Source organism: Enterococcus sp. DIV0421 (assembly GCF_051713745.1).
Classification (GTDB): Bacteria; Bacillota; Bacilli; order Lactobacillales; family Enterococcaceae; genus Enterococcus_D; species Enterococcus_D casseliflavus.
The window spans coordinates 1,521,665-1,542,662 of sequence record NZ_JBIOQM010000001.1; the positions used below are offsets into that span (position 1 = coordinate 1,521,665).

Here is a 20,998-nt window from a genome sequence, read left to right on the forward strand (position 1 = left end):
TTTTTAAACGGCGGCCGCCAGTCTTTTTTGATTGGTCTAGGTGGGGATTCCTTAAATCGTTGAAATTTACAAGTACTTGGGCTAAACTGTTTATAGGAAATTCAGTGAACAAAAATCGTTCAGATTGATAGGAGTGGAATACGTGGACGCACGTTTTGCAATAATTTTAGCGGCTGGAAAAGGCACGCGCATGAAATCGAAGTTATATAAAGTGTTACATCCTGTTTGTGGCAAACCAATGGTGGAGCACATCATGAATCGAGTGGTGGAAACAAATCCTGAAGAGATCGTGACGATCGTCGGTCACGGGGCAGAAATGGTCAAAGAGCAACTGGGGGATCGCACCAACTATGCCTTACAAGCCGAACAATTGGGTACTGGCCATGCTGTCGTTCAAGCCGAATCGTTTTTAAAAGGCAAAAAAGGGACGACCTTAGTGATCAGTGGGGATACACCGTTATTGACGACGGAAACCTTGAATAACTTGTTCGATTACCACCAAGGGAAAAATGCGTCGGCGACAATCTTAACGGCGCAAGCGGCAGACCCAACAGGCTATGGCCGAATCGTGCGGGATCGTGTCGGTATCGTGGAGAAAATCGTTGAGCAAAAAGATGCGTCGATCGAAGAAGCGCTGATCCAAGAAATCAATACAGGGACGTATTGCTTCGATAATGAATTGTTATTTGACGCCTTGGCAAAATTAGATACGGACAATGCCCAAGGGGAGTACTACTTGACTGATATCATCGAGATCTTAAAGGAAGACGGCAAAATCATCGCTGCTTATCAAACCGAAGATTTTCATGAATCATTAGGAGTCAATGACCGCATCGCCTTAGCCGAAGCCAATCGCTTGATGCGTCAGCGGATCAATCGTCAGCACATGCAAAATGGCGTGACCTTGATCGATCCGGCAACGACTTATATCGACGAAGGTGTTGTGATCGGATCAGATACTCTGATCGAAGCCGGTGTCACCATCAAAGGGAAGACGACGATCGGAGAAGACTGTGTCATTACGGCAGCTTCTGAAATAGAAGACAGCAAGATCGGCAACCAAGTGACGATCAAGGCATCGACGATCGAGGAGAGCATCATTCATGATGGCGCCGATGTCGGTCCCAATGCCCATCTTCGTCCCCATGCGGAAATTTTGGCCCATGCCCATATCGGGAACTTTGTGGAGGTCAAAAATGCGACGATTGGTGAAGGCACCAAAGTCGGACACTTGTCTTATGTTGGCGATGCGACCTTAGGCAAAAACATCAATGTCGGTTGCGGCGTAGTCTTTGTTAATTATGACGGCAAGAGCAAATTCAAAACGACTGTCGGCGACAATTGCTTTATCGGCTCTGGCTCCAATCTAGTTGCACCATTGACCATCGAAGAGGAAACGATGATCGCTGCTGGCTCAACGATCACCAAAGATATTCCTAAACACAGTATGGCGATTGCCCGCGCCCGTCAGGAAAATAAAGCGGATTACGCGAAAAAGTTGCCTTATCTAAATTAGAAATAGCGAAATGACTTGATTTCTTAAGGAAAAATGACTACTATTTATTAGGAAGAAGATTCTAGTAAAAGGAGTCATTTTTTTCTAGATGAACGCAAAGAAAGTGGAGGTTCTCATGTCAAATCATTATTTTGATCCAAGATTGAAGATTTTTTCTCTGAACTCAAATCGTCCTTTGGCGGAAAAAATCGCAGCTGCAGTAGGTGTTGAATTAGGTAAGTGTTCAGTCAAACAATTTAGCGATGGTGAAATCCAAGTGAATATTGAAGAAAGTATTCGTGGTGCCCACGTCTACGTGATTCAATCAACCAGCAGCCCTGTAAACGATAACTTAATGGAATTGCTGATCATGATCGATGCTTTGAAGCGCGCCAGTGCGAAGACGATCAATGTAGTAATGCCTTATTATGGTTATGCAAGACAAGACCGCAAAGCGCGATCAAGAGAACCAATCACCGCAAAACTTGTAGCAAACATGATCGAAAAAGCCGGTGCGAACCGCATGGTTACACTGGATTTGCATGCCTCACAGATTCAAGGGTTCTTTGATATCCCAGTTGACCACTTGATGGGTGCACCATTGATCGCCAACTACTTCTTGGAAAGAGGCATTCAAGGCGATGACGTCGTCGTCGTTTCACCAGACCACGGGGGCGTGACTCGTGCCCGTAAATTAGCTGAGTTTCTTAAGTCACCAATCGCGATCATCGACAAACGTCGTCCGAAAGCCAACGTAGCAGAAGTCATGAATATCATTGGTCATGTTGAGGGCAAAACTTGTGTCTTGATCGACGATATGATCGATACTGCTGGTACCATCACATTGGCTGCGAATGCGTTGAAACAAGCAGGTGCTAAAAGTGTTTACGCCTCATGTACCCACCCTGTTTTGTCAGGACCTGCCTTGGAACGGATCGAAGATTCTGCCATTGAGCATCTAGTTGTGACAGATTCGATTCACTTGCCAGAAGACCGCAAGTCGAAAAAAATCGATGAGATCAGTGTCGGTGCCTTGATGGGCGAAGCGATCAAACGAATCCATGAGAACAAACCAGTCAGTCCACTGTTTGAATCAAAATTATCAATTTAATCGTGTCTCATAAGCATGAGAACAACAGCCAATGGTCGGTCTTTAGCCCCTCATTGGCTGTTTTTTTCTGAGGAGTTTCAGGATGTTTTTAGAAAAAACGATCGCAGTCATGTTTCTTTTCACCAATTTATGGTATTCTTGAAAGTGACTTGCGAAATGCAAGCAAAAAATAAAATAGAATCTAATCACAAAGGGGAGTCTGCAAAGGCTGAGAATGAGAGTACTCTAAACCCTTCGTACCTGTTTCGATCATGCGAACGTAGGAATTGTGACGAGTTGAAGTGTCCAACACTTCTCCTTTGTGAATTGTGATGATTCTAAAGGAGGAGTTTTTTTTGAAACGAAAAATGTCGCTGCAGGTGTGGACGGAAGGAACGATGATCGCTGCAATTGGGGTCGTCTTGTCGTATATCCCGATCCAGACAGCCAATTCCAGTATCGACTTGTCTCTAGGTCTCGTGCCCTTGGTCTTGTATTCGTATCGTCGCGGAGTGCTGCCGGGAATGACGGCTGGATTTATGTGGGGCTTGCTGAATATTTTGATTGGTAGCGCCATGCGTAACTTTATCACCGTTCCACAGATCATCTTTGAATACCCCTTTGCCTTTGCTTTTGGCGGGATGGGCGGCTTGTTTGCTAATAAAATCCAGCAAGCGATCCGTCAAAACAGCAAAACCGTTACGTGGTATGTCGTCTTAGGGGGCATCGTGGCGGTGATCAGCCGTTGGTTTTGGCATTATTGGGCTGGGGTCTTTGTCTGGGGAATGTATGCACCGCCAGGACAAAGTCCGTATCTGTATTCCTTGATCTTCAATGGGACATCGGTCATTATCAATATCGTTTATGTAGGGGTCGTCCTAGGTCTCTTAGTCAAGGCAGCCCCGAAATTATTTGTCCCGAAAGCTTAGTTTTAGAAATGGAACCATCAAAAAATGTCTTGATGCTCTTTGAGAAAGAGAAGCATCAAGACATTTTTTTGTCGATAAAGCCAAACGCTAGATCTTCTTGGTCGATTTCCAACGACCAGCTTTTTTTGCTGGCTGAATAGCGTAAAACAGCGATTTGATCCAGCTCTTTTTGATTGACCAGCGTGTTTTTTAAGCCAGCATCTTCTGACAGATAGATCGGGATCGTATAGGTTCTGTCGATCAATTGTTCTTGTGTCAGACAAAAGACGATGCCTTCTTGCATGATTCCCCGCAATTCTTTCAGCAAATTAAAATCGAGCTTTTCCACCGGTGTTGCTTTTTTAAAAAAGGAGAGGCGATCATTGATTTTTTCTAAGACGATGCGGGTGATCCGATCCGCCAAGATCCGATAATATTCATCTAAATAGCGATAATAAATGCGGGAACGTGCATCTTTTAAGTCAAAGAAAACAAAGTTATTTTGCAGTTTGTAAAAGAAAGGGGAGTGGAGGTGTGTCTTCATGTGGCCAAAATATAACAACTCGGAGATCTCTAAAGGCGTCAATTCTTTGACCATCTCGTAATCATTAAAATCGATCCACTTCATTTCTTCGGCAACACGACCTTTGTTGATCTGCTGAAAAAACAGTTGGACGTCTTCCATTCCGCGTATCACTTTTAAGCCTGTATGACCGTCGAATTCGCCGAAATCACTGGAAGGATCAAGTAAGAGCAAATTCTTGGGCTGATGGACGATGCTCTTGTTAAAATCTTGGGGGGCAAGCCCGCGGGTCAAGACGGCATTGCTGGTTGTATCAATATGTACGTAAATCGTGTTAGACATGCCGATCGATCCCTCCTATATACTAAGTTCATTCTACAACAAAGCGCTGAAAATTGCTTGTATCTTTTCGTTTAAAGTTATATTACAAAATAACAGAAAAAACAATTTTTAAGTTCCCTTTTTCGACAAAAAAAGGCAAATCTTGTCTTTTCGTAAAAAAACTGGCCAAAATTGGCGTCTTTATGAGGATTTTGGTATGATAAAAGAAGAAACTAATGGAGACGAAAACCTATGAGAAAAAAGAAACGCAGACTTTCGAATTGGCTGAGCAATCTCTTTTTGCTTTTGCTGTTATTGATTGGTTTAGCATTGATTTTTAATAATCAAATCAAAAATTATTTTATTAAGCAAACAGGTGAAGCTTACGCAGTCGGCACCATTGATCGCAGTGATGTGGAAAAAAATATGGAAGCGGAAGCGACCTTTGATTTTGATGCCGTGGAGCCGGCGAGTTCAGAAGCAGTCTTACGGGCGCAGCTGAGCAACAAAGCCTTGCCAGTGATCGGCGGCGTGGCGGTTCCTAGTGTGGGGATCAATCTGCCGATTTTTAAAGGCTTGGCCAACGAGGCCTTGCTGTATGGTGCTGGTACGTTAAGTCCCACCCAAAAAATGGGGGAACGCAATTACGCACTAGCCAGCCATCGCGCTCAATCGCCAGAGCTTTTGTTTACGCCATTGGATGATGTCGCCATCGGAGCGGCTATCTATGTGACCGATCTGGAAAATATTTACACGTATACCGCGACTTCTTCTGTGCGGGTCGACCCGACCGATGTCTATTTGCTTGACGAAGTGGAAGGCCGTAAAATGATCACGCTGATCACCTGTGGCGAAATGGGCGGTGTCACCCGTCGTGTGATCCAAGGGGATCTGGAATCTGTAACGCCTGTCGACGAAGCAACGGATGAGATGCTGGCGGCATTCAACATGGCACAACGAACATTTTAATCAAAAGAATAGCTCGAGTGGTACGGCAGCTGGCGTGTCATTCGTCTATTCTTTTTTGCTTGAGGAGGCGTCTTGATGAAAGTGAAAAAACTGACTTCGATCGATTTTCTTGCACAAAGGGCAGGGTTTCAAGAAAGCCGACTCGTCTTTTCCTTTTTTGAGTCGCATTCAAAAGCGCGACGAGCCTTTCTAGCCGATATAGCGCAGCAGGGCTGGCAGATCGACAGCCGTTACGGACGTTTTTACTTTGCTGGGCAGTTTGATTTTGACCAAAAGACACTGACTATCACCAATCTGCTGGTGGAAGCAGCCGCCGATTTTACTTGGAAACAACTGCTAGCCGTGACAGAAAGCTTTGCTCGCAGTCGTTTTGTAGCAGCTGTCTTGTGGCAGCTTCCTCATCGAACCCCCTTGGCTGAGTGGTTTATCCAGCAAGGGTATCAGGTGGTCCCTCAAGGGTATCAAAAAGCGCTAGCTTATCAGACGGCGCTGGTTTTAGGCGGTGGCGGTGCTCACGGGGCGTATCAAATCGGTGTTTGGCAAGCGCTGCAAGAACGGGGCATCACCTTTAAATGGATCACGGGAACTTCCGTCGGTGCCTTGAATGGCGCCTTGATTTTAATGAACGATGTGGAAGCGGCCGTCGATTTATGGGCAAATATCTCTAACGAGCAAGTATTGCACTATCCGCTTGCTTCGGTACGTGCCCAAACGCTGCGAGATTTGATGAATCAAGCCAATTCGCTGGTCCGCGAAGCGGTCAAAAGCAACGGTGCCAGTACCGAACCGTTGGCAAAGCTTTTGCAAAAGACCTTTGATCAAGAAAAATTCAGCCAAACTGCTTGTCGCTTGCTGATCTGTACGACTCGTCTGCCCGATTTCAAGGAGACGGTTTATGCCTTTGATCCATCCGCAGTAGAGGAAAATCTGCATTGGTTGTTGGCATCCGCTTCATTTTATCCAGCGATGCAGGCGCAAAAAATTAACGACGCTTATTACATCGATGGCGGCTACCGCAACAACCTGCCCATCGATGTCGCTGTCCAGCAAGGGGCAACGGAATGTATCACCGTGGATGTCCAAGGACCTGGCATCAATAAAAGGACGGTTGTGACGGAAGAAACTGCGCAGCTTTCGTTGGGGTCTCCTTGGTCCTTAGGCAGCTTTTTGGTTTTTGATGCCCAGCGTTCGCTGGATAATATGACCTTAGGCTATTTGGAAACCTTGAAAGTGTTCGGCAAATACCAAGGCCATTGGTATACCTTTGAAAGGACGGTTGATTTTCAGCCGTTATGGCGGGGCTTTTTGAAAGAGCTGCGCCAGACAGACCCGCTGCTTTATCAGGAACTAAAGAAAAAAGAATTTTGGAAAAAAATGCGTAAATTCTATCAACAGGATGTGCCATTTGAGCAGTGGGGGCGTATACTGATAGAGTGTACCGCGAAAGTATTGTATCTAGCGCCTACGGTGATTTATGAGGAGGAAACGATTCTAACGGCTTTAGCTGAAAAAATTGCGCTAAAGGCAGTGGAAGAAGCCGATGCCTGGTCGATCACCGAGTGGCTGAGCTATTATCGCGACCGTTTTTTTGTCTTGTCCGAGCAAAACCGCTTTTTCTTTTTTTATCGGACGCAGCAATTGAATCTGCCCGCCCTTCAGCAGATTCGTCGGCGTTACCCGCTGACCGCTTTAATGGCAGCGTATAGTCACTATCTTTTGAAAGGAGCAGAAAATGGATAAATTTTCGTATGAAATCGTTGAAGAGATCGCCGTGCTTTCGGAAAATCAAAGAGGCTGGCGCAAAGAATTGAATTTGGTGAGCTGGAATGGGCGTCCGCCAAAATTTGATCTGAGAGATTGGGGCCCAGAGCACGAAAAGATGGGCAAAGGCGTGACCTTATCCAATGAAGAATTTGCAGAACTTAAAAAAGCCCTGCTTTCCATGTAAGAAAGCAAAACGGTGAGGAGTGATCAAATGAAAAGTATGACTGGTTTTGGCAAAGGCAGTGCAGAAACGCCAGATGTGCAGATCGAAATTGAGATCAAAAGTGTCAATCAGCGCTTTTTGGACCTGCAGCTGCGAATGCCCAAACAATTGAATCCTCTAGAAGGTGCTTTACGGCAGTCGATCAAGCAGACCCTCCAGCGAGGACGAATCGAATTGTATGTGACGTTAAAAGAAAAAACCACAAATACGAAACAGATCGAGATCCAATGGGACTTGCTGGAACGTTTCATGCAGGAGATCGATACCGAAGCCAAAGACCGTTTTGACCTAGCAGAGCTGCCAAAAGCAGCATTGCTAGAACAATTCCTGCTCCATGAGGCCTTTCTAACGATCTCTGATCAAGAGCCAGAAGAAAGCACCTTGGCCGATGGCGTGATGGAAGCATTAGATCAAGCGCTGGCAGCGATCGATCAAAGCCGCTGGGTGGAAGGGCAAGGTATTTTGCAGATCTTGCAAGAAAACCAGCGACAGCTGCAGGAAAAGCTGACAGAACTCAAACAATTCGTGGCCCTCTATGAGGCGGACTACCAAGAACGCTTTGAAAAGAAACTGACTGCTTATTTAGGGGAAGAAGTCGATCGCGATCGTTTACTGACAGAGTTAGCGATTTTATTAGAACGCGGCGATATCCACGAAGAACTGGATCGTTTAAGTATCCATTTAACGACGATGACGGAGCTGCTGGCAGCTGAGACACCGATAGGTCGAGAGCTGGATTTCTTGATTCAAGAGATGAACCGAGAAGTCAATACGATTGGCTCAAAATCAAGTCCGATCCAAATCAAAAACAGTGTCGTCCAAATGAAGACGATCATTGAAAAAATCAGAGAACAAGTTCAAAACATCGAGTAGGAGGAATGAACCAATGAAATATTACGATATCACCTTTCACGAACTAAGCGGAAAAAATGTCATCAAGCGCAGTATTCCTTCTGACAAAGAGAATTTCTCTGCGTGGGAAGATGCTTGCGTAGCCATCGAGCCAGATTTTCTCCATCTATTAGTTGATGGCGTAGCTGTTTCTTTAAATCGTCGGTACATCGTACGTATCGATTGCCAAGAAGTGACGGATCCTACTGAAAAAGCGATCACCGCTAAAGACGAATTGGCAGGGGTCATCAATACCTTAAGCAACATGGGCTTTTAAGAAAGCGGCCAAAGTGTAGACTAGCAATTTCATGAAATTCCCATTATAATAAAGTAGTTCTTGAAAGTTGCTGAAAAAAAGTGCAAAATAGACGTTAAGCAAATGTCAGTGAAAGGACGTCATTATGTCAGAGCGAGGATTACTTATAGTTTTATCAGGACCTTCCGGAGTAGGGAAAGGGACCGTGCGCAAAGCAATTTTTGAGAGTGACGACAACGATTTTCAATATTCCGTTTCAATGACCACTCGTCAAAAACGCGAGGGGGAAGTGGAAGGGGTCGATTACTATTTCCGCACGCGTGAAGAATTTGAAGCCTTGATCGAAGCCGGTGAAATGCTGGAATACGCCGAATATGTCGGCAATTATTATGGAACCCCATTATCTTATGTCCAACAGACACTGGATCAAGGAAAAGATGTGTTTTTAGAGATCGAAGTGCAAGGGGCAAAACAAGTAAAAGACAAAGTTCCCGATGGTGTGTTTATTTTTCTGACGCCACCTGATCTGGCAGAATTACGCTCTCGTATTACAGGAAGAGGAACCGACTCTGCCGAAGTGATCGATGAACGGATGCGTGTCGCCCGTGAAGAAATCGAAATGATGGCTTTATATGATTATGCCGTTGTCAATGATGAAGTACCTAAGGCAGTCCAACGAATTCGCGAAATTATTTCAAGTGAACATTTTCGCGTTGACCGAGTGATCGGAACCTATATCAAAATGTTAGAGGAGCTGTAAGAAATATGATGTTAAAACCTTCAATCGATTCTTTGTTGGATCGTGTCAATTCAAAATATTCATTAGTGATCTTAGCAAGCAAACGGGCGCATGAACTTGATGCCGGTGCGCAAGCAACACTAGAAAACTTTGATTCAGTGAAAAGCGTGGGTCAAGCACTTGAAGAAATCGAAGCGGAATTAGTCGTTAATGATCCGCATCCAGAAATCAAGCGTGCCCGCTTGAAAATGGAACAAGAAGAGCGCAAAGCGCAAAAAGACCAAGAACAAAAAGAATTAGAAGCGCGTATCCGCGACGAACAAAAGCTATAGACAAAAGCAAGCTAGAGCACGCCTGTGTTCTGGCTTTTTCTTTTGAATGATGATGGTTAAATTTTTGTAAGGGGTACAGACAAACCCCCACCCATTTAGTAAAATAGAACCTAAAAGGAGGAGAAGAAATGGCGTACATAGCAGAAGTGATCGTGGATGTTCCCACGATGCAGACCGATCAGCCTTTTACCTATCTGATCCCATCAGAATTACAAGCCGCCATTGAGACAGGGATGCGGGTCGAAGTGCCATTTGGCAAGGGCGACCGCCATATCCAAGGGTTCGTCGTCGGCCTTTCAGAAGTTGCCGAAACGCAGCAGACCTTAAAACCAATCGTTCGTTTGTTGGATTTGTCGCCTGTCGTCAATGAAGAACTTCTCCAATTAGCCGACTACATGAAGGAAACGACCTTTGCCTTTAAGATCACTTGCTTGCAGACGATGCTGCCTAGTGTGATGAAAGCCGAGTACCAAAAGCAGATCGTTTTGCTGGAAGGAAATCATCCCATCAAAGAATATTTTCCCGAAAACGGCATCCTCAGCTGGCAAGACGCCGAAAGTGCAGGGCTGTTGCCGCAGTTGAAGCCTTTGCGGGAAGCCGCAGTAGTTGAATTGCAGTATCTCGTGAAAAATAAAAACAAAGCGAAAATGACCCGTTACATTGAACGCAAGATCGATCCAGCAGAAATCCCCGCCGTCCAGCAACAGCTGCGCAAAGGGTCCAAACGCAAGCTGGAAATCTTACAGATTTTGACAGAGGAAGCCCGCTTGCCGGTTTCCTTTTTTACCGAACAAGGGATTTCCACCGCGGCTTTGAACCAAGCGCAAGAAGCTGGTTGGCTGACCTTTACGGAAGTTGAAGCCTACCGTGATCCTTATAAAGACCGTCAATTTCAAAAAACGGTCCCGCTTGAATTAAATGAAGAACAGGCAGCTGCAGTAGCGCAAATCACTGCTTGTGCGGATAACCAAGAGGCACAGACTTTTTTACTGGAAGGGATCACCGGCAGTGGAAAAACAGAAGTCTATCTGCAAGCGATCGCCCAATTGCTGAAACAAGGCAAAACCGCGATCATGCTCGTGCCAGAGATCGCATTGACCCCGCAAATGGTCGAACGCTTTAAAAGCCGTCTCGGCGACGCAGTGGCTGTTTTACACAGCGGCTTGTCCCAAGGTGAAAAATACGATGAATGGCGTAAGATCGAACGCGGGGAGGCGCAGGTGGTGGTTGGCGCCCGCTCGGCGATTTTTGCTCCGTTGAAAAACATCGGGGTCATCATCGTCGATGAGGAGCACGAAGCCTCCTACAAGCAAGATGAAGCCCCTCGTTACCATGCGAGAGATTTAGCGATTTGGCGCAGCCAGTACCATCACTGTCCAGTGGTGTTAGGCAGTGCGACGCCGTCATTGGAATCTCGTGCCCGGGCGCAAAAAGAAGTCTACCGCTTATTGAAATTGAATCAGCGGGCAAAAACCAGTGCGCAATTACCGCAGATCGAAGTCGTGGATATGCGTACCGAATTTGCCAATAAAAAGTATCAAACCTTTTCTCGTCCGTTACAGGAAAAAATTACAGACCGCTTGGCCCGCAAAGAACAGATCGTCTTGCTGCTGAATCGGCGCGGCTACTCTTCCTTCGTGATGTGCCGCGATTGCGGGTATGTTTTGCCTTGCCCAAATTGCGACATCTCCTTGACGCTGCATATGGATACCAAAACGATGCGTTGTCATTATTGCGGACATGAAGAACACATCCCCCATCGTTGCCCCAACTGCAATGCAGACAAGATTCGTTATTACGGAACGGGTACGCAAAAAGTGGAAGAAGAGTTGAAGGAACTGTTTCCCGAAGCGCGGGTCTTACGGATGGATGTCGATACCACCCGCAAAAAAGGCGCCCATGAAAAAATCTTGACCTTGTTTGGGGAGAAAAAAGCGGATATTTTGTTAGGGACTCAAATGATCGCCAAAGGCTTGGATTTCCCTGATATCACACTGGTAGGGGTCTTGAATGCCGATACCGCCTTGAATTTGCCAGATTTTCGTTCAAGTGAACGGACGTTCCAGCTGTTGACTCAGGTCAGTGGTCGAGCAGGTCGGGCGGAAAAAACCGGCGAAGTGGTGATCCAAACATTCAACCCTGAGCACTACGCCATCCAATTGGCGCAGTCGCAAGATTACGAAGATTTCTATCAAAAAGAGATGTGGATGCGGCACCAAAGCGGCTATCCACCGTATTATTTCACCGTCAAAATCACCTGCAGCCATCCCGAAGAGCAAGTCGCAGCTCAGAAGATGTTTGCGATCGCGCGGGATCTGCAGCAGGAGCTGTCACCGCAGAGTATTTTGTTGGGGCCGGCACCCAGTGCGATTTTACGGGTGAAAAACCGTTATTACTACCAATTGATCATTAAATACAAAAATGAACCGCAGCTACCTGCTTTGTTGACCCGTCTGTTGGATCAAAGTCAAATCGATCAGCGCAAAGGATTGTACGTGTCGATTGACCAAGAGCCGTTGAATTTTATTTAGAGGAGAAAATATGCGTTATCCTATTATTATCACCCCCGATGAACGTCTTCGTCGGCAAGCAAAACCCGTCAAAGTTATTACCGATGAGCTCGTTCAGCTACTAGACGACCTTTATGAAACGATGGTCGCCCACGACGGGATCGGTATTGCCGCACCGCAAGTCGGCAAAAACCTGCAAGTGGCGATCGTGGAAGTCGAAGAAGACGACCGCTTTGAAATGATCAACCCTGAGATCATCGCTTCTTCTGGTGAATCCCTTGATGTGGAAGGCTGCTTGAGTATTCCCCACACCTTTGGGACCGTCAAACGAGCAGACGAGATCACTGTCCGCTATTTCGACCGAGAAGGAGAGGAAATGGAAGTGGAAGCATTCGGCTACTTGGCGCGTGCGATGCAGCATGAGATCGATCATTTAAATGGCGTGCTGTTTGTCGACAAGCTCGTCGAACGCATTCCTGAAGAAGACTTAGAAAAGTATATGGAGGAACATGAAAATGACTAAAATCGTCTTTATGGGTACCCCGGCGTTTTCCGTCCCAATTTTAGAAGGCTTGCTTGAAGCCGGCTATGAAGTGGCAGCAGTCGTGACACAGCCGGATCGTCCCGTCGGTCGCAAAAAAACCATCACTCCGACCCCCGTTAAAGAAGCGGCGATGAAGCATGGCTTGTTGGTTTTACAACCAGAAAAAATCAGTGGGTCACCAGAAATGGAGCAGATTCAAGCTTTAGCACCTGATCTGCTGATCACGGCAGCTTTCGGCCAATTTTTACCTAGTGCTTTACTAGAAGTACCAAAGCATGGCGCTATCAACGTTCATGCGTCCCTACTGCCGAAATACCGTGGCGGAGCACCTGTGCATTATGCCATCATGGAAGGTGAGCAAGAAACGGGTGTAACCATCATGGAAATGATCAAAAAAATGGATGCTGGCGGTATTTTTGCTCAAGCTCGTTTGCCGATCACGGCCCAAGATGATGTGGGGACGATGTTTGATAAGTTGAGCCTATTAGGCAAAGACTTGCTGCTGGAAACTGTGCCGAAAATCTTGTCGGGAGAGCTGCAGCCTGTCCCGCAAGAAGAAGCAAAAGTCACCTTTTCACCAAATATCAGCCGTGAACAAGAAGCCATCGACTGGCAGAAAACGGCGGTGCAAATCGATGCCCAAGTCCGAGGCATGCGACCATGGCCGATCGCCTTTACGACACAAAATGGCAACCGCTGGAAACTTTGGCAAGTAACACCGCTGGAGCAAACGACGACAGCCGAACCAGGAACGATCATTGAACGGACGAAAAAAACGTTGCTGATCGCTTGTGGGGAAGGCACGGTATTGGCTATCGATGAATTGCAGCCAGCTGGAAAAGGCCGACAAGACATTGCCGCATTCTTAAACGGCAGTGGACAACAGATTCAAAAAGGGGATCAGGTAGGTACCTATGAAGCGTAATCTTGGAGACATACAATATACAGTGCGTTTTGTGGCACTAGAAGCGTTGTTGCGAATCGAAAAAGGCGGCGCTTATTCCAATCTACTGCTGCGGGAATTGATGAATCAAGGGCGTTTAAATGACAAAGACGGTCGCTTGCTGACTGAATTGGTGTACGGCACCATCAGTCGTCAGCTTTTATTGGATTATTATTTGGATCGGTTTATTAAAAATGCCCGCAAAGTCGACCCGTGGGTCAAAACGCTGCTGCGGCTTTCCTTGTATCAGATGCTGTATCTCGATAAAGTACCCGCCCATGCCATCATTCATGAAGCCGTGGATATTGCGAAAGCCAAAGGCAATCCGGGAACTGGAAAATTCGTCAATGGCGTCCTGCGCACGATCCAACGACAAGGAGTGCCAGACTTGGCATTGATCAAAGACCCAATGGAACGTTTAGCAACGGAAATCAGTTTGCCCCTGTGGCTAACGAAGAAACTAGTCAAACAAATTGGGATCGAAGAAACCAGTGAGCTGGGCTATGCCCTATTTGAACCCAATCATGCCAGTGGTCGTATCGATCTGCAGCGCATCTCGCAAGCAGCAGCGATCGAACGGCTGCAAGAAGAAGGCATCGACGCACGACCAAGTGAGCTTTCCCCCTATGGGGTTGTGGCTGACAAAGGCTTTATGGCGGGCTCGTCCCTCTACAAAGAAGGTTTACTGACGATCCAAGATGAAAGTTCGATGCTGGTTGCCCCCGTTTTACAAGTAGCCCGAGACCATCAAGTACTGGATGCCTGCGCAGCACCAGGAGGCAAAACGACCCATATCGCTGCCTTCTTGTCTGCCGCAGAGGGCGGCAAAGTGACAGCATTGGATATCCATGCCCATAAGGTTAAGCTGATTCAGCAAAATGCCCAACGTTTAGGCGTCGAAGCAGTTGTGGAGACCCGCGTGATGGATGCGCGGGAGACGGCTCAAACCTTTGCACCCGAACAATTTGATCGCATCTTAGTGGATGCCCCTTGTTCTGGATTAGGGTTGATGCGCCGTAAACCGGACATCAAATACAGCAAGACGGAAGCCGATTTCCAACGCTTGCCGCAGATTCAGCGAGAGATTTTGGAAAGTGCCGCCCCAACCTTGAAAAAATCGGGTATAATGGTCTACAGCACATGCACGATTCTAGCGGAAGAAAATCAACAAGTCGTGGCAGCGTTTCTCGCTGACCATCCTGAATTTGAGCAAATGCCTCTTGCGGTAGGACCGCTGGCAGCCGAAGCGGTTCAAGAGGATATGTTGACGATCTATCCGCAAGATTTTATGACAGATGGCTTTTTTATCAGTTGTCTACGCAAAAAGTAACGAGGTGAAAGAAATTGGAGATTCGTTTTCAAACAGATGTCGGCAAACGTCGCAACACAAACCAAGATTTTGCAGCAACCTATGTAAATAAAGCCAATGTGACATTGGCCTTGCTTGCCGATGGCATGGGGGGCCACCGGGCCGGAGATGTCGCTAGCCGTCAAGCAGTCAGTGAGATCGGCACCGCTTGGGAACAGACAGAGCTGACAGACAGTGAAAAAACTGCCCAATGGCTGATCCAAAAAATCCAAGCGGAAAGCCAAGTGATTTTCCAAAAAGGACAAGAACAAGAAGAACTTAGCGGCATGGGTACCACGATCATTGCTGTGGCCTTATTAGGCGACCAGTTTACGATCGCCAATGTCGGGGACAGCCGTGCCTATCTTTTACGCAATCAAGTGCTGACTCAAATCACAGAGGACCATTCACTGGTCAATGAATTGGTGAAGTCGGGACAAATCACGGCAGAAATGGCCTTGAATCATCCTCGCAAAAACGTTTTGACCCGCTCGATCGGTATGCCAAGCGAAGTCGAAGTCGATGTGGCGATCCACTTTATTGCAGACGGGGATTATTTGCTGCTGTGTTCAGATGGATTGACCAACATGGTCTCAGATGAAGAGATCACAGCAACGATCCAAGAAACCCCTGTGCTGGAAGAAGCAGTGCAATCATTGATCGATCAAGCCAACGAACGCGGTGGTGTCGACAATATCACGGTATTATTGATTAAAGTTGGAGGAGAGCGCCCATGATCGAAATTGGGAAGAAGATAAACGGCCGATACAAAATCATCGGCAATATCGGCAGCGGCGGAATGGCAAATGTGTTTTTGGCGCATGACTTGATCTTAGACCGTGAAGTGGCAATCAAAGTGCTTCGTTTTGACTTCCAAAACGACCAAAGTGCGATTCGGCGCTTTCAACGAGAAGCCTTGGCGGCGACTGAGCTGGTTCATCCAAACATCGTAACCGTTTATGATGTCGGCGAAGAAGACGGCATGCAGTTTTTGGTGATGGAATATGTCAAAGGGATGGATCTCAAGCGCTATATCCAAACGCACTATCCCGTACCTTATTTGCAGATCGTTGATATCATCCAACAAATTTTATCAGCGGTGGCATTGGCCCATCAGCACCGCATCATTCACCGGGACCTAAAGCCCCAGAATGTGCTGATCAATGAAGACGGCGTGGTGAAAATCACCGATTTTGGGATCGCGATCGCCCTATCAGAAACATCGATCACCCAAACCAACTCGATGCTAGGCTCGGTGCATTATCTTTCACCAGAACAAGCACGAGGCAGTATGGCCACCAATCAATCAGATATTTATGCGATTGGAATCATTCTCTATGAAATTTTAACGGGCAAAGTACCCTTTGATGGCGAATCAGCCGTAACGATCGCCTTGAAACATTTCCAAGATGAGATCCCTTCGATTCGGATCTATGACAAAAATGTTCCGCAATCGCTGGAAAACGTCGTATTGAAGGCGACCGCCAAAGAACCGGCGGATCGGTACAAAACCGCCGATGAAATGCGAGCGGACCTTGATACCGTGTTGTCTCCTGACCGACTCAATGAACCGAGATGGGAACCTCATGCTCTGATGGATGAAACGAGAGTGCTGACTCCTGTGGAAGCAGCCCAAGTCGAAACGCCGCCAGTAGAAGAACCCGTAGAAGATAAGGTTGCGGATCAAGCTGAAGAACCAGCGCAGCCGAAAAAGAAAAAACGCAAACGGTGGCTGCTGCTGCCCATCATTATGGTGATCGCACTGCTAGGCATAGGCAGTTACTTCCTATTCGGCGGTGGTCGGGGAGATGTGGCAATTCCTGAAGTCAGTGGTCAAACAGAAGCAGCTGCCCGTGCCGAGCTGGAAGCTGCTGGTTTGCAAGTGGCAGACGAGGTAGAAGAAATCGAAGACGATGAAGTCGAAGCAGGCAATGTCGTCAAGACCGATCCGCCAGAAGGCAATGAAGTCAAAAAGAATTCCGTCGTGACTCTTTATATCAGCAGCGGAGCCAAGAAAATCACTCTTGATGATTATGAAGGTCGCTCCTTTGATGATGTCAAAAAAGAGTTGATCGATTTGGGCTTTGATGAAGACAGGATCAAAGAAGAGCTAGAGTCGTCAGATGATGTCGATGAAGGGGATATTATCAGTCAATCACCAGCAGCAGGGCGGGAAGTTTCCCCAGCAGAAGATGAAATCACCTTTAAGGTCAGCTCCGGACCAGATAGCTTCGCAATGGACAACTATTATGGCATGACAGAGGCAGATGCACGAGCAGCATTGACTTCTCGTGGGGTAAGCCTCTCACAAATCAATGTCACTTACGAATCCAGTAGCCAACCGGAAGGTACGATCATTGGTCAAGCACCAGCGAGTGGCGAGTCCGTTGTGACTTCCAGAACCATCATTACATTAACTGTCAGCAGCGGGCAAGAAATGGTCAATGTACCAAGAATCGTTGGCAAAAGCCAAGCCGATGCAGAAGCAGATTTGAATGAAGCAGGACTGCAGTATACGATAGAACAAGAATCTGATTATAACGACTCTGTGCCTGCTGGAGAAGTAGTGCGCGTTACGCCCGGAGCAGGTACTTCTGTAGCAGTAGGAAGTTCTGTTACCGTGACGGTTTCCAGAGGTCCTCGACCACAGGATTCTTCTTCGTCAAGCAGCTCATCCTCCTCAAGCAGCAGCTCGTCAACGAGTGAAAGTAGTTCAGAAAGTACGCAATAAGACGAACGTTTATGTTAGAAGAACAAGCAGCTCGTCGGGGACCAAAGAATTTTCTTTTTGTTCCCCGACGAGCTGCTTGTTTCTTTTTGTAGCTAAAAAAGCTGAAGCGAGGGATAAGTGTCTTTAAAATTTCCTTTAGACCTTCCTTTTGTGCAAGCGTACATCTTTCCAAGGATTCAAAAATTGGGTATAATGAAGGTCAGAATTAGTCAAGGGAGGGAATGAATTGAGTCATCACAACACTTCCGATTTGATTGAAGCATATTTGAAGAAAATTCTTGAAGACAGTGAAACCATTGAGATTCGTCGCGCAGAAATGGCAAATTTGTTCAACTGCGTGCCCTCACAAATAAATTACGTGATCAATACCCGCTTTACCGTTCAAAGAGGCTATGCGGTTGAAAGTAAACGCGGCGGGGGCGGCTATATTCGGATCGAGAAAGTCAAAATTACTGACAGCCACCACTATTTAAAAGAAATGAATCAACTATTCGATGAAACCATCTCGGAAAAAGATGCGTATGCAATAATCCAGAAACTTTATGAGGAAGGAATCCTGTCCAAGCGAGAAGGCAATTTATTGTTGACCGTCATCGCGAAAGCAGTTCTAGGACGTTCTCCTTATGAAAATAGAACACGAGCAGATTTGCTCCATGCAATTCTAGAACGATTAAGTTACGAAGACAGGAAGTGAAAGAGATGGATGAATTATTCACCCAACGCGCGAAAGCCGTTTTGGCTATCGCCCAAGAAGAAGCAAAATACTTTAAGCACCAAGCGGTAGGTTCTGAACATATTCTATTGGCACTGGTCATTGAACAAAACGGGATCGCTGGCAAAACGTTACGGGAAATGAATATCACAGAAAACGATATTCGTGAAGAAATCGAACATTTAACAGGGTACGGCACCGTTCGTCAATACCCAGAAAACGCCTATCTCGCGTATTCACCACGAGCAAAACATACATTTGCTTATGCAGGGGATGAAGCCAAGCGTTTAGGGGCTCCACAAATCGGTACCGAACATCTATTATTAGGCTTATTAAGAGACGAAGACATTTTGGCTTCACGAATCATGCTGAATCTCGGCTTGAGTCTCGCGAAAATGCGTCAGCTTTTGAAGAAAAAAATGGGCTTCAATGAAAGCAAAACCAACGGAAGTGCTGGTCGTCGTCGTCCAGCCCAAGCCAAAGCGCAGCAAGGAACACCGACCTTGGATTCCTTAGCCCGTGATTTGACCAAATTAGCCCGTGAAAAACGACTAGATCCTGTTGTCGGTCGTGCCAAAGAAGTCAAACGGCTGATCCAGATCCTTAGCCGTCGGACCAAAAACAACCCTGTTCTCGTTGGGGAACCTGGTGTTGGGAAAACCGCGATCGCCGAAGGCTTAGCCCAAAAAATCATCAATGGGGAAGTCCCAGAAGACATGCAAAACAAACGTTTGATGATGCTGGACATGGGGGCTTTAGTTGCTGGAACGAAATACCGTGGAGAATTTGAGGACCGAATGAAAAAAATTATCGATGAGATCTATCAAGATGGTCAAATCATCTTATTCATTGATGAATTGCATACACTGATTGGGGCCGGCGGAGCCGAAGGGGCGATTGATGCCTCGAATATCCTGAAACCAGCCTTAGCCCGTGGAGAATTGCAAACTATCGGTGCCACGACATTAGATGAGTACCAAAAATACATTGAAAAAGATTCTGCGTTAGAACGCCGTTTTGCCCGAGTGCAAGTCGACGAACCAACACCAGAAGAAGCGGAAGAAATTTTACGGGGCTTGCGTCCTCGTTATGAAGAACATCATGGGGTGGAAATTTCTGATGATGCGTTACACGCTGCTGTGCAATTGTCCGTACGTTACATCAATTCGCGCCAATTACCAGATAAAGCCATCGATTTGATGGATGAATCAGCAGCCAAAGTGCGTCTAGACAAAACCGATGAAAGTTCGGAATTGGCAGATCTACAAAACGAGATCGCTAACTTGATCGAAGAAAAAGAAGCAGCCATTCGCCAGCAAGATTTTGAAGCAGCAGCTCGTCTGCGGATCAAGGAAAAGAAATTGACCCAACAACTGACGGAAGTGGCGTTTATGGAAGTCAAAGAAGCGTCAGGCTATGCCGATAGTGTTACTGCAGAAGATGTTGCTACGGTCGTTTCCCAATGGACTGGTGTACCTTTGCAACAGATGGAGAAAAAAGAAAGCGAACGCTTGTTGGATCTTGAAAAGATCTTGCATCAACGGGTAGTTGGTCAAGAAGAAGCGGTCAAAGCAGTCGCTCGTTCAATCCGTCGCGCCCGCAGTGGGTTGAAAGACCCCAACCGTCCAATTGGTTCCTTCATGTTCTTAGGCCCGACTGGTGTCGGGAAAACCGAGCTTGCTAAAGCCTTAGCGGAAGCGATGTTTGGTAGTGAAGATGCCTTGGTTCGTGTCGATATGTCCGAATTTATGGAAAAATACAGCACGAGCCGTTTGATCGGTTCACCGCCAGGCTATGTCGGCTATGATGAAGGTGGGCAATTGACGGAAAAAATCCGTTCAAAACCTTACTCCGTCATCTTATTGGACGAGGTGGAAAAAGCCCATCCCGATGTCTTCAATATCCTCTTGCAAGTGCTAGATGATGGACATTTGACGGATGCCAAAGGTCGGAAGGTCGATTTCCGCAACACGATTTTGATCATGACCTCTAATATCGGTGCCCAACAAATCCGCGAAGAAAAAAGCGTTGGATTCAATGTCACTGATTTAACGAAAGATCACCAAGCGATGCAAAAACGGATCTTAGAAGAGCTGAAAAAAGCCTTCCGTCCAGAGTTCTTGAACCGTGTGGATGAAACAGTGGTCTTCCAATCCTTAGGTGAAGGGGAGATTCACGAAATCGTGAAGATTATGAGCAAAGCGATCATCAAACGGTTAAGCAACCAAGACATCCAATTGAAGATCACGCCATCTGCCATCGATGTGATCGGTAAAGCTGGTTTTGATCCAGAATATGGGGCACGGCCGATTCGTCGAGCATTGCAAAAAGAAGTCGAAGACCGTTTAAGTGAAGCACTCCTATCAGGACAAATTCATTTAGGTGACAAAGTGACGATTGGTGCTTCCAAAGGATCGATCACTCTCAATGTCAAAGAGGGACAAGCACGGGTCTTGCAACAAGTTTAAGTCGAGCCAATAACGGCAGCGGCGTTTCTATGGTCGAGTAATCGGCACCCATAGAAACGTCGCTTTTTTGTCTTGCTATGTCTAGTAGTGATCAAGTGATCTCTATTAATTATGATTGATGATTCACAAAAAAATATCCTTCTAAATAGCTTTATGACAACGGTTGATTAACGGAAAAAGCGATATTCGTGAAAAAAAGAGTAACGAGACCTCTTGGAAAGAATTCTGCTG

General features: G+C 46.5%; 19 protein-coding genes and 1 riboswitch. Of the genes, 18 read left to right on the forward strand and 1 reads right to left on the reverse strand.

Annotation, left to right across the window (positions count from 1 at the left end):
- The first annotated feature begins 142 nt into the window (after positions 1 to 142).
- The 3 genes from glmU to thiT all read left to right on the forward strand — a co-directional run bounded on the left by glmU (position 143) and on the right by thiT (position 3,514).
- Positions 143 to 1,516, forward strand: coding sequence for a bifunctional UDP-N-acetylglucosamine diphosphorylase/glucosamine-1-phosphate N-acetyltransferase GlmU (gene glmU, locus IGI96_RS07495; protein ID WP_005230274.1), 1,374 nt, complete (start codon positions 143 to 145; stop codon positions 1,514 to 1,516).
- Between the two features lie 115 nt (positions 1,517 to 1,631).
- Positions 1,632 to 2,606 carry a ribose-phosphate diphosphokinase gene (locus IGI96_RS07500; protein WP_005230276.1) on the forward strand — a complete coding sequence of 325 codons (975 nt, stop codon included), beginning with the start codon at positions 1,632 to 1,634 and terminating at the stop codon, positions 2,604 to 2,606.
- A 181-nt stretch (positions 2,607 to 2,787) separates the two neighbouring features.
- Positions 2,788 to 2,889: riboswitch (TPP riboswitch) on the forward strand.
- A gap of 52 nt (positions 2,890 to 2,941) precedes the next feature.
- Positions 2,942 to 3,514 (forward strand): energy-coupled thiamine transporter ThiT, encoded by a 573-nt coding sequence (thiT, locus tag IGI96_RS07505; protein ID WP_280517189.1) that lies wholly within the window; start codon positions 2,942 to 2,944, stop codon positions 3,512 to 3,514.
- Between the two features lie 55 nt (positions 3,515 to 3,569).
- Here the strand turns inward: thiT and IGI96_RS07510 are convergent, their stop codons facing one another.
- Positions 3,570 to 4,358 carry a hypothetical protein gene (locus IGI96_RS07510; protein WP_438784980.1) on the reverse strand — a complete coding sequence of 263 codons (789 nt, stop codon included), beginning with the start codon at positions 4,356 to 4,358 and terminating at the stop codon, positions 3,570 to 3,572.
- A 231-nt stretch (positions 4,359 to 4,589) separates the two neighbouring features.
- On the opposite strand from IGI96_RS07510, the gene IGI96_RS07515 reads away from it, so the two are divergent.
- The 15 genes from IGI96_RS07515 to IGI96_RS07585 all read left to right on the forward strand — a co-directional run bounded on the left by IGI96_RS07515 (position 4,590) and on the right by IGI96_RS07585 (position 20,767).
- On the forward strand, positions 4,590 to 5,306 hold the full coding sequence (locus IGI96_RS07515; RefSeq protein WP_086338836.1) for a class A sortase: 717 nt from the start codon (positions 4,590 to 4,592) through the stop codon (positions 5,304 to 5,306).
- A gap of 75 nt (positions 5,307 to 5,381) precedes the next feature.
- The gene (locus tag IGI96_RS07520) at positions 5,382 to 7,046 is read left to right on the forward strand and encodes a patatin-like phospholipase family protein (protein WP_086338835.1); all 1,665 of its coding nucleotides are present in this window, start codon (positions 5,382 to 5,384) and stop codon (positions 7,044 to 7,046) included.
- The gene (locus tag IGI96_RS07525) at positions 7,039 to 7,254 is read left to right on the forward strand and encodes a YdbC family protein (protein WP_005230288.1); all 216 of its coding nucleotides are present in this window, start codon (positions 7,039 to 7,041) and stop codon (positions 7,252 to 7,254) included. Before IGI96_RS07520 ends, IGI96_RS07525 begins: the two co-directional genes overlap by 8 nt.
- Before the next feature lie 27 nt (positions 7,255 to 7,281).
- The gene (locus IGI96_RS07530; protein ID WP_010748861.1) at positions 7,282 to 8,166 is read left to right on the forward strand and encodes a YicC/YloC family endoribonuclease; all 885 of its coding nucleotides are present in this window, start codon (positions 7,282 to 7,284) and stop codon (positions 8,164 to 8,166) included.
- Positions 8,167 to 8,179: 13 nt separating this feature from the next.
- Positions 8,180 to 8,461, forward strand: a complete 282-nt coding sequence (locus IGI96_RS07535; protein ID WP_005230307.1) for a hypothetical protein — start codon at positions 8,180 to 8,182, stop codon at positions 8,459 to 8,461.
- A 124-nt stretch (positions 8,462 to 8,585) separates the two neighbouring features.
- Positions 8,586 to 9,200: a guanylate kinase gene (gene gmk, locus IGI96_RS07540; protein WP_005230308.1), complete on the forward strand. Its 615-nt coding sequence runs from the start codon at positions 8,586 to 8,588 to the stop codon at positions 9,198 to 9,200.
- A gap of 5 nt (positions 9,201 to 9,205) precedes the next feature.
- On the forward strand, positions 9,206 to 9,511 hold the full coding sequence (gene rpoZ / locus IGI96_RS07545; RefSeq protein WP_005232977.1) for a DNA-directed RNA polymerase subunit omega: 306 nt from the start codon (positions 9,206 to 9,208) through the stop codon (positions 9,509 to 9,511).
- Between the two features lie 128 nt (positions 9,512 to 9,639).
- Positions 9,640 to 12,042 carry a primosomal protein N' gene (priA, locus tag IGI96_RS07550; RefSeq protein WP_086338834.1) on the forward strand — a complete coding sequence of 801 codons (2,403 nt, stop codon included), beginning with the start codon at positions 9,640 to 9,642 and terminating at the stop codon, positions 12,040 to 12,042.
- A 10-nt stretch (positions 12,043 to 12,052) separates the two neighbouring features.
- Entirely contained in the window at positions 12,053 to 12,544 is a 492-nt protein-coding gene (def, locus tag IGI96_RS07555) for a peptide deformylase (RefSeq protein ID WP_005230314.1), read from the forward strand.
- The gene (gene fmt, locus IGI96_RS07560; protein ID WP_086338833.1) at positions 12,537 to 13,490 is read left to right on the forward strand and encodes a methionyl-tRNA formyltransferase; all 954 of its coding nucleotides are present in this window, start codon (positions 12,537 to 12,539) and stop codon (positions 13,488 to 13,490) included. Before def ends, fmt begins: the two co-directional genes overlap by 8 nt.
- The gene (gene rsmB / locus IGI96_RS07565; RefSeq protein WP_015510616.1) at positions 13,480 to 14,838 is read left to right on the forward strand and encodes a 16S rRNA (cytosine(967)-C(5))-methyltransferase RsmB; all 1,359 of its coding nucleotides are present in this window, start codon (positions 13,480 to 13,482) and stop codon (positions 14,836 to 14,838) included. The genes fmt and rsmB overlap by 11 nt, the downstream gene beginning before the upstream one ends.
- Positions 14,839 to 14,852: 14 nt before the next feature.
- Positions 14,853 to 15,593, forward strand: a complete 741-nt coding sequence (locus tag IGI96_RS07570; RefSeq protein WP_005230317.1) for a Stp1/IreP family PP2C-type Ser/Thr phosphatase — start codon at positions 14,853 to 14,855, stop codon at positions 15,591 to 15,593.
- Positions 15,590 to 17,587 carry a Stk1 family PASTA domain-containing Ser/Thr kinase gene (gene pknB, locus IGI96_RS07575; RefSeq protein ID WP_086338832.1) on the forward strand — a complete coding sequence of 666 codons (1,998 nt, stop codon included), beginning with the start codon at positions 15,590 to 15,592 and terminating at the stop codon, positions 17,585 to 17,587. The genes IGI96_RS07570 and pknB overlap by 4 nt, the downstream gene beginning before the upstream one ends.
- Positions 17,588 to 17,813: 226 nt before the next feature.
- Positions 17,814 to 18,281, forward strand: coding sequence for a CtsR family transcriptional regulator (locus IGI96_RS07580; protein WP_005230319.1), 468 nt, complete (start codon positions 17,814 to 17,816; stop codon positions 18,279 to 18,281).
- Between the two features lie 5 nt (positions 18,282 to 18,286).
- Positions 18,287 to 20,767: an ATP-dependent Clp protease ATP-binding subunit gene (locus IGI96_RS07585; protein ID WP_010748867.1), complete on the forward strand. Its 2,481-nt coding sequence runs from the start codon at positions 18,287 to 18,289 to the stop codon at positions 20,765 to 20,767.
- The last annotated feature ends 231 nt before the right edge of the window (positions 20,768 to 20,998 follow it).

Coding starts and splice junctions, on each gene's coding strand:
- IGI96_RS07500 (WP_005230276.1), top strand. CDS start 1,632: ATGTCAAATCATTATTTTGATCCAAGATTGAAGATTTTTTCTCTGAAC.
- IGI96_RS07510 (WP_438784980.1), bottom strand. CDS start 4,358: ATGTCTAACACGATTTACGTACATATTGATACAACCAGCAATGCCGTC.
- IGI96_RS07515 (WP_086338836.1), top strand. CDS start 4,590: ATGAGAAAAAAGAAACGCAGACTTTCGAATTGGCTGAGCAATCTCTTT.
- IGI96_RS07520 (WP_086338835.1), top strand. CDS start 5,382: ATGAAAGTGAAAAAACTGACTTCGATCGATTTTCTTGCACAAAGGGCA.
- IGI96_RS07525 (WP_005230288.1), top strand. CDS start 7,039: ATGGATAAATTTTCGTATGAAATCGTTGAAGAGATCGCCGTGCTTTCG.
- IGI96_RS07530 (WP_010748861.1), top strand. CDS start 7,282: ATGAAAAGTATGACTGGTTTTGGCAAAGGCAGTGCAGAAACGCCAGAT.
- IGI96_RS07535 (WP_005230307.1), top strand. CDS start 8,180: ATGAAATATTACGATATCACCTTTCACGAACTAAGCGGAAAAAATGTC.
- gmk (WP_005230308.1), top strand. CDS start 8,586: ATGTCAGAGCGAGGATTACTTATAGTTTTATCAGGACCTTCCGGAGTA.
- rpoZ (WP_005232977.1), top strand. CDS start 9,206: ATGATGTTAAAACCTTCAATCGATTCTTTGTTGGATCGTGTCAATTCA.
- priA (WP_086338834.1), top strand. CDS start 9,640: ATGGCGTACATAGCAGAAGTGATCGTGGATGTTCCCACGATGCAGACC.
- def (WP_005230314.1), top strand. CDS start 12,053: ATGCGTTATCCTATTATTATCACCCCCGATGAACGTCTTCGTCGGCAA.
- fmt (WP_086338833.1), top strand. CDS start 12,537: ATGACTAAAATCGTCTTTATGGGTACCCCGGCGTTTTCCGTCCCAATT.
- rsmB (WP_015510616.1), top strand. CDS start 13,480: ATGAAGCGTAATCTTGGAGACATACAATATACAGTGCGTTTTGTGGCA.
- pknB (WP_086338832.1), top strand. CDS start 15,590: ATGATCGAAATTGGGAAGAAGATAAACGGCCGATACAAAATCATCGGC.
- IGI96_RS07585 (WP_010748867.1), top strand. CDS start 18,287: ATGGATGAATTATTCACCCAACGCGCGAAAGCCGTTTTGGCTATCGCC.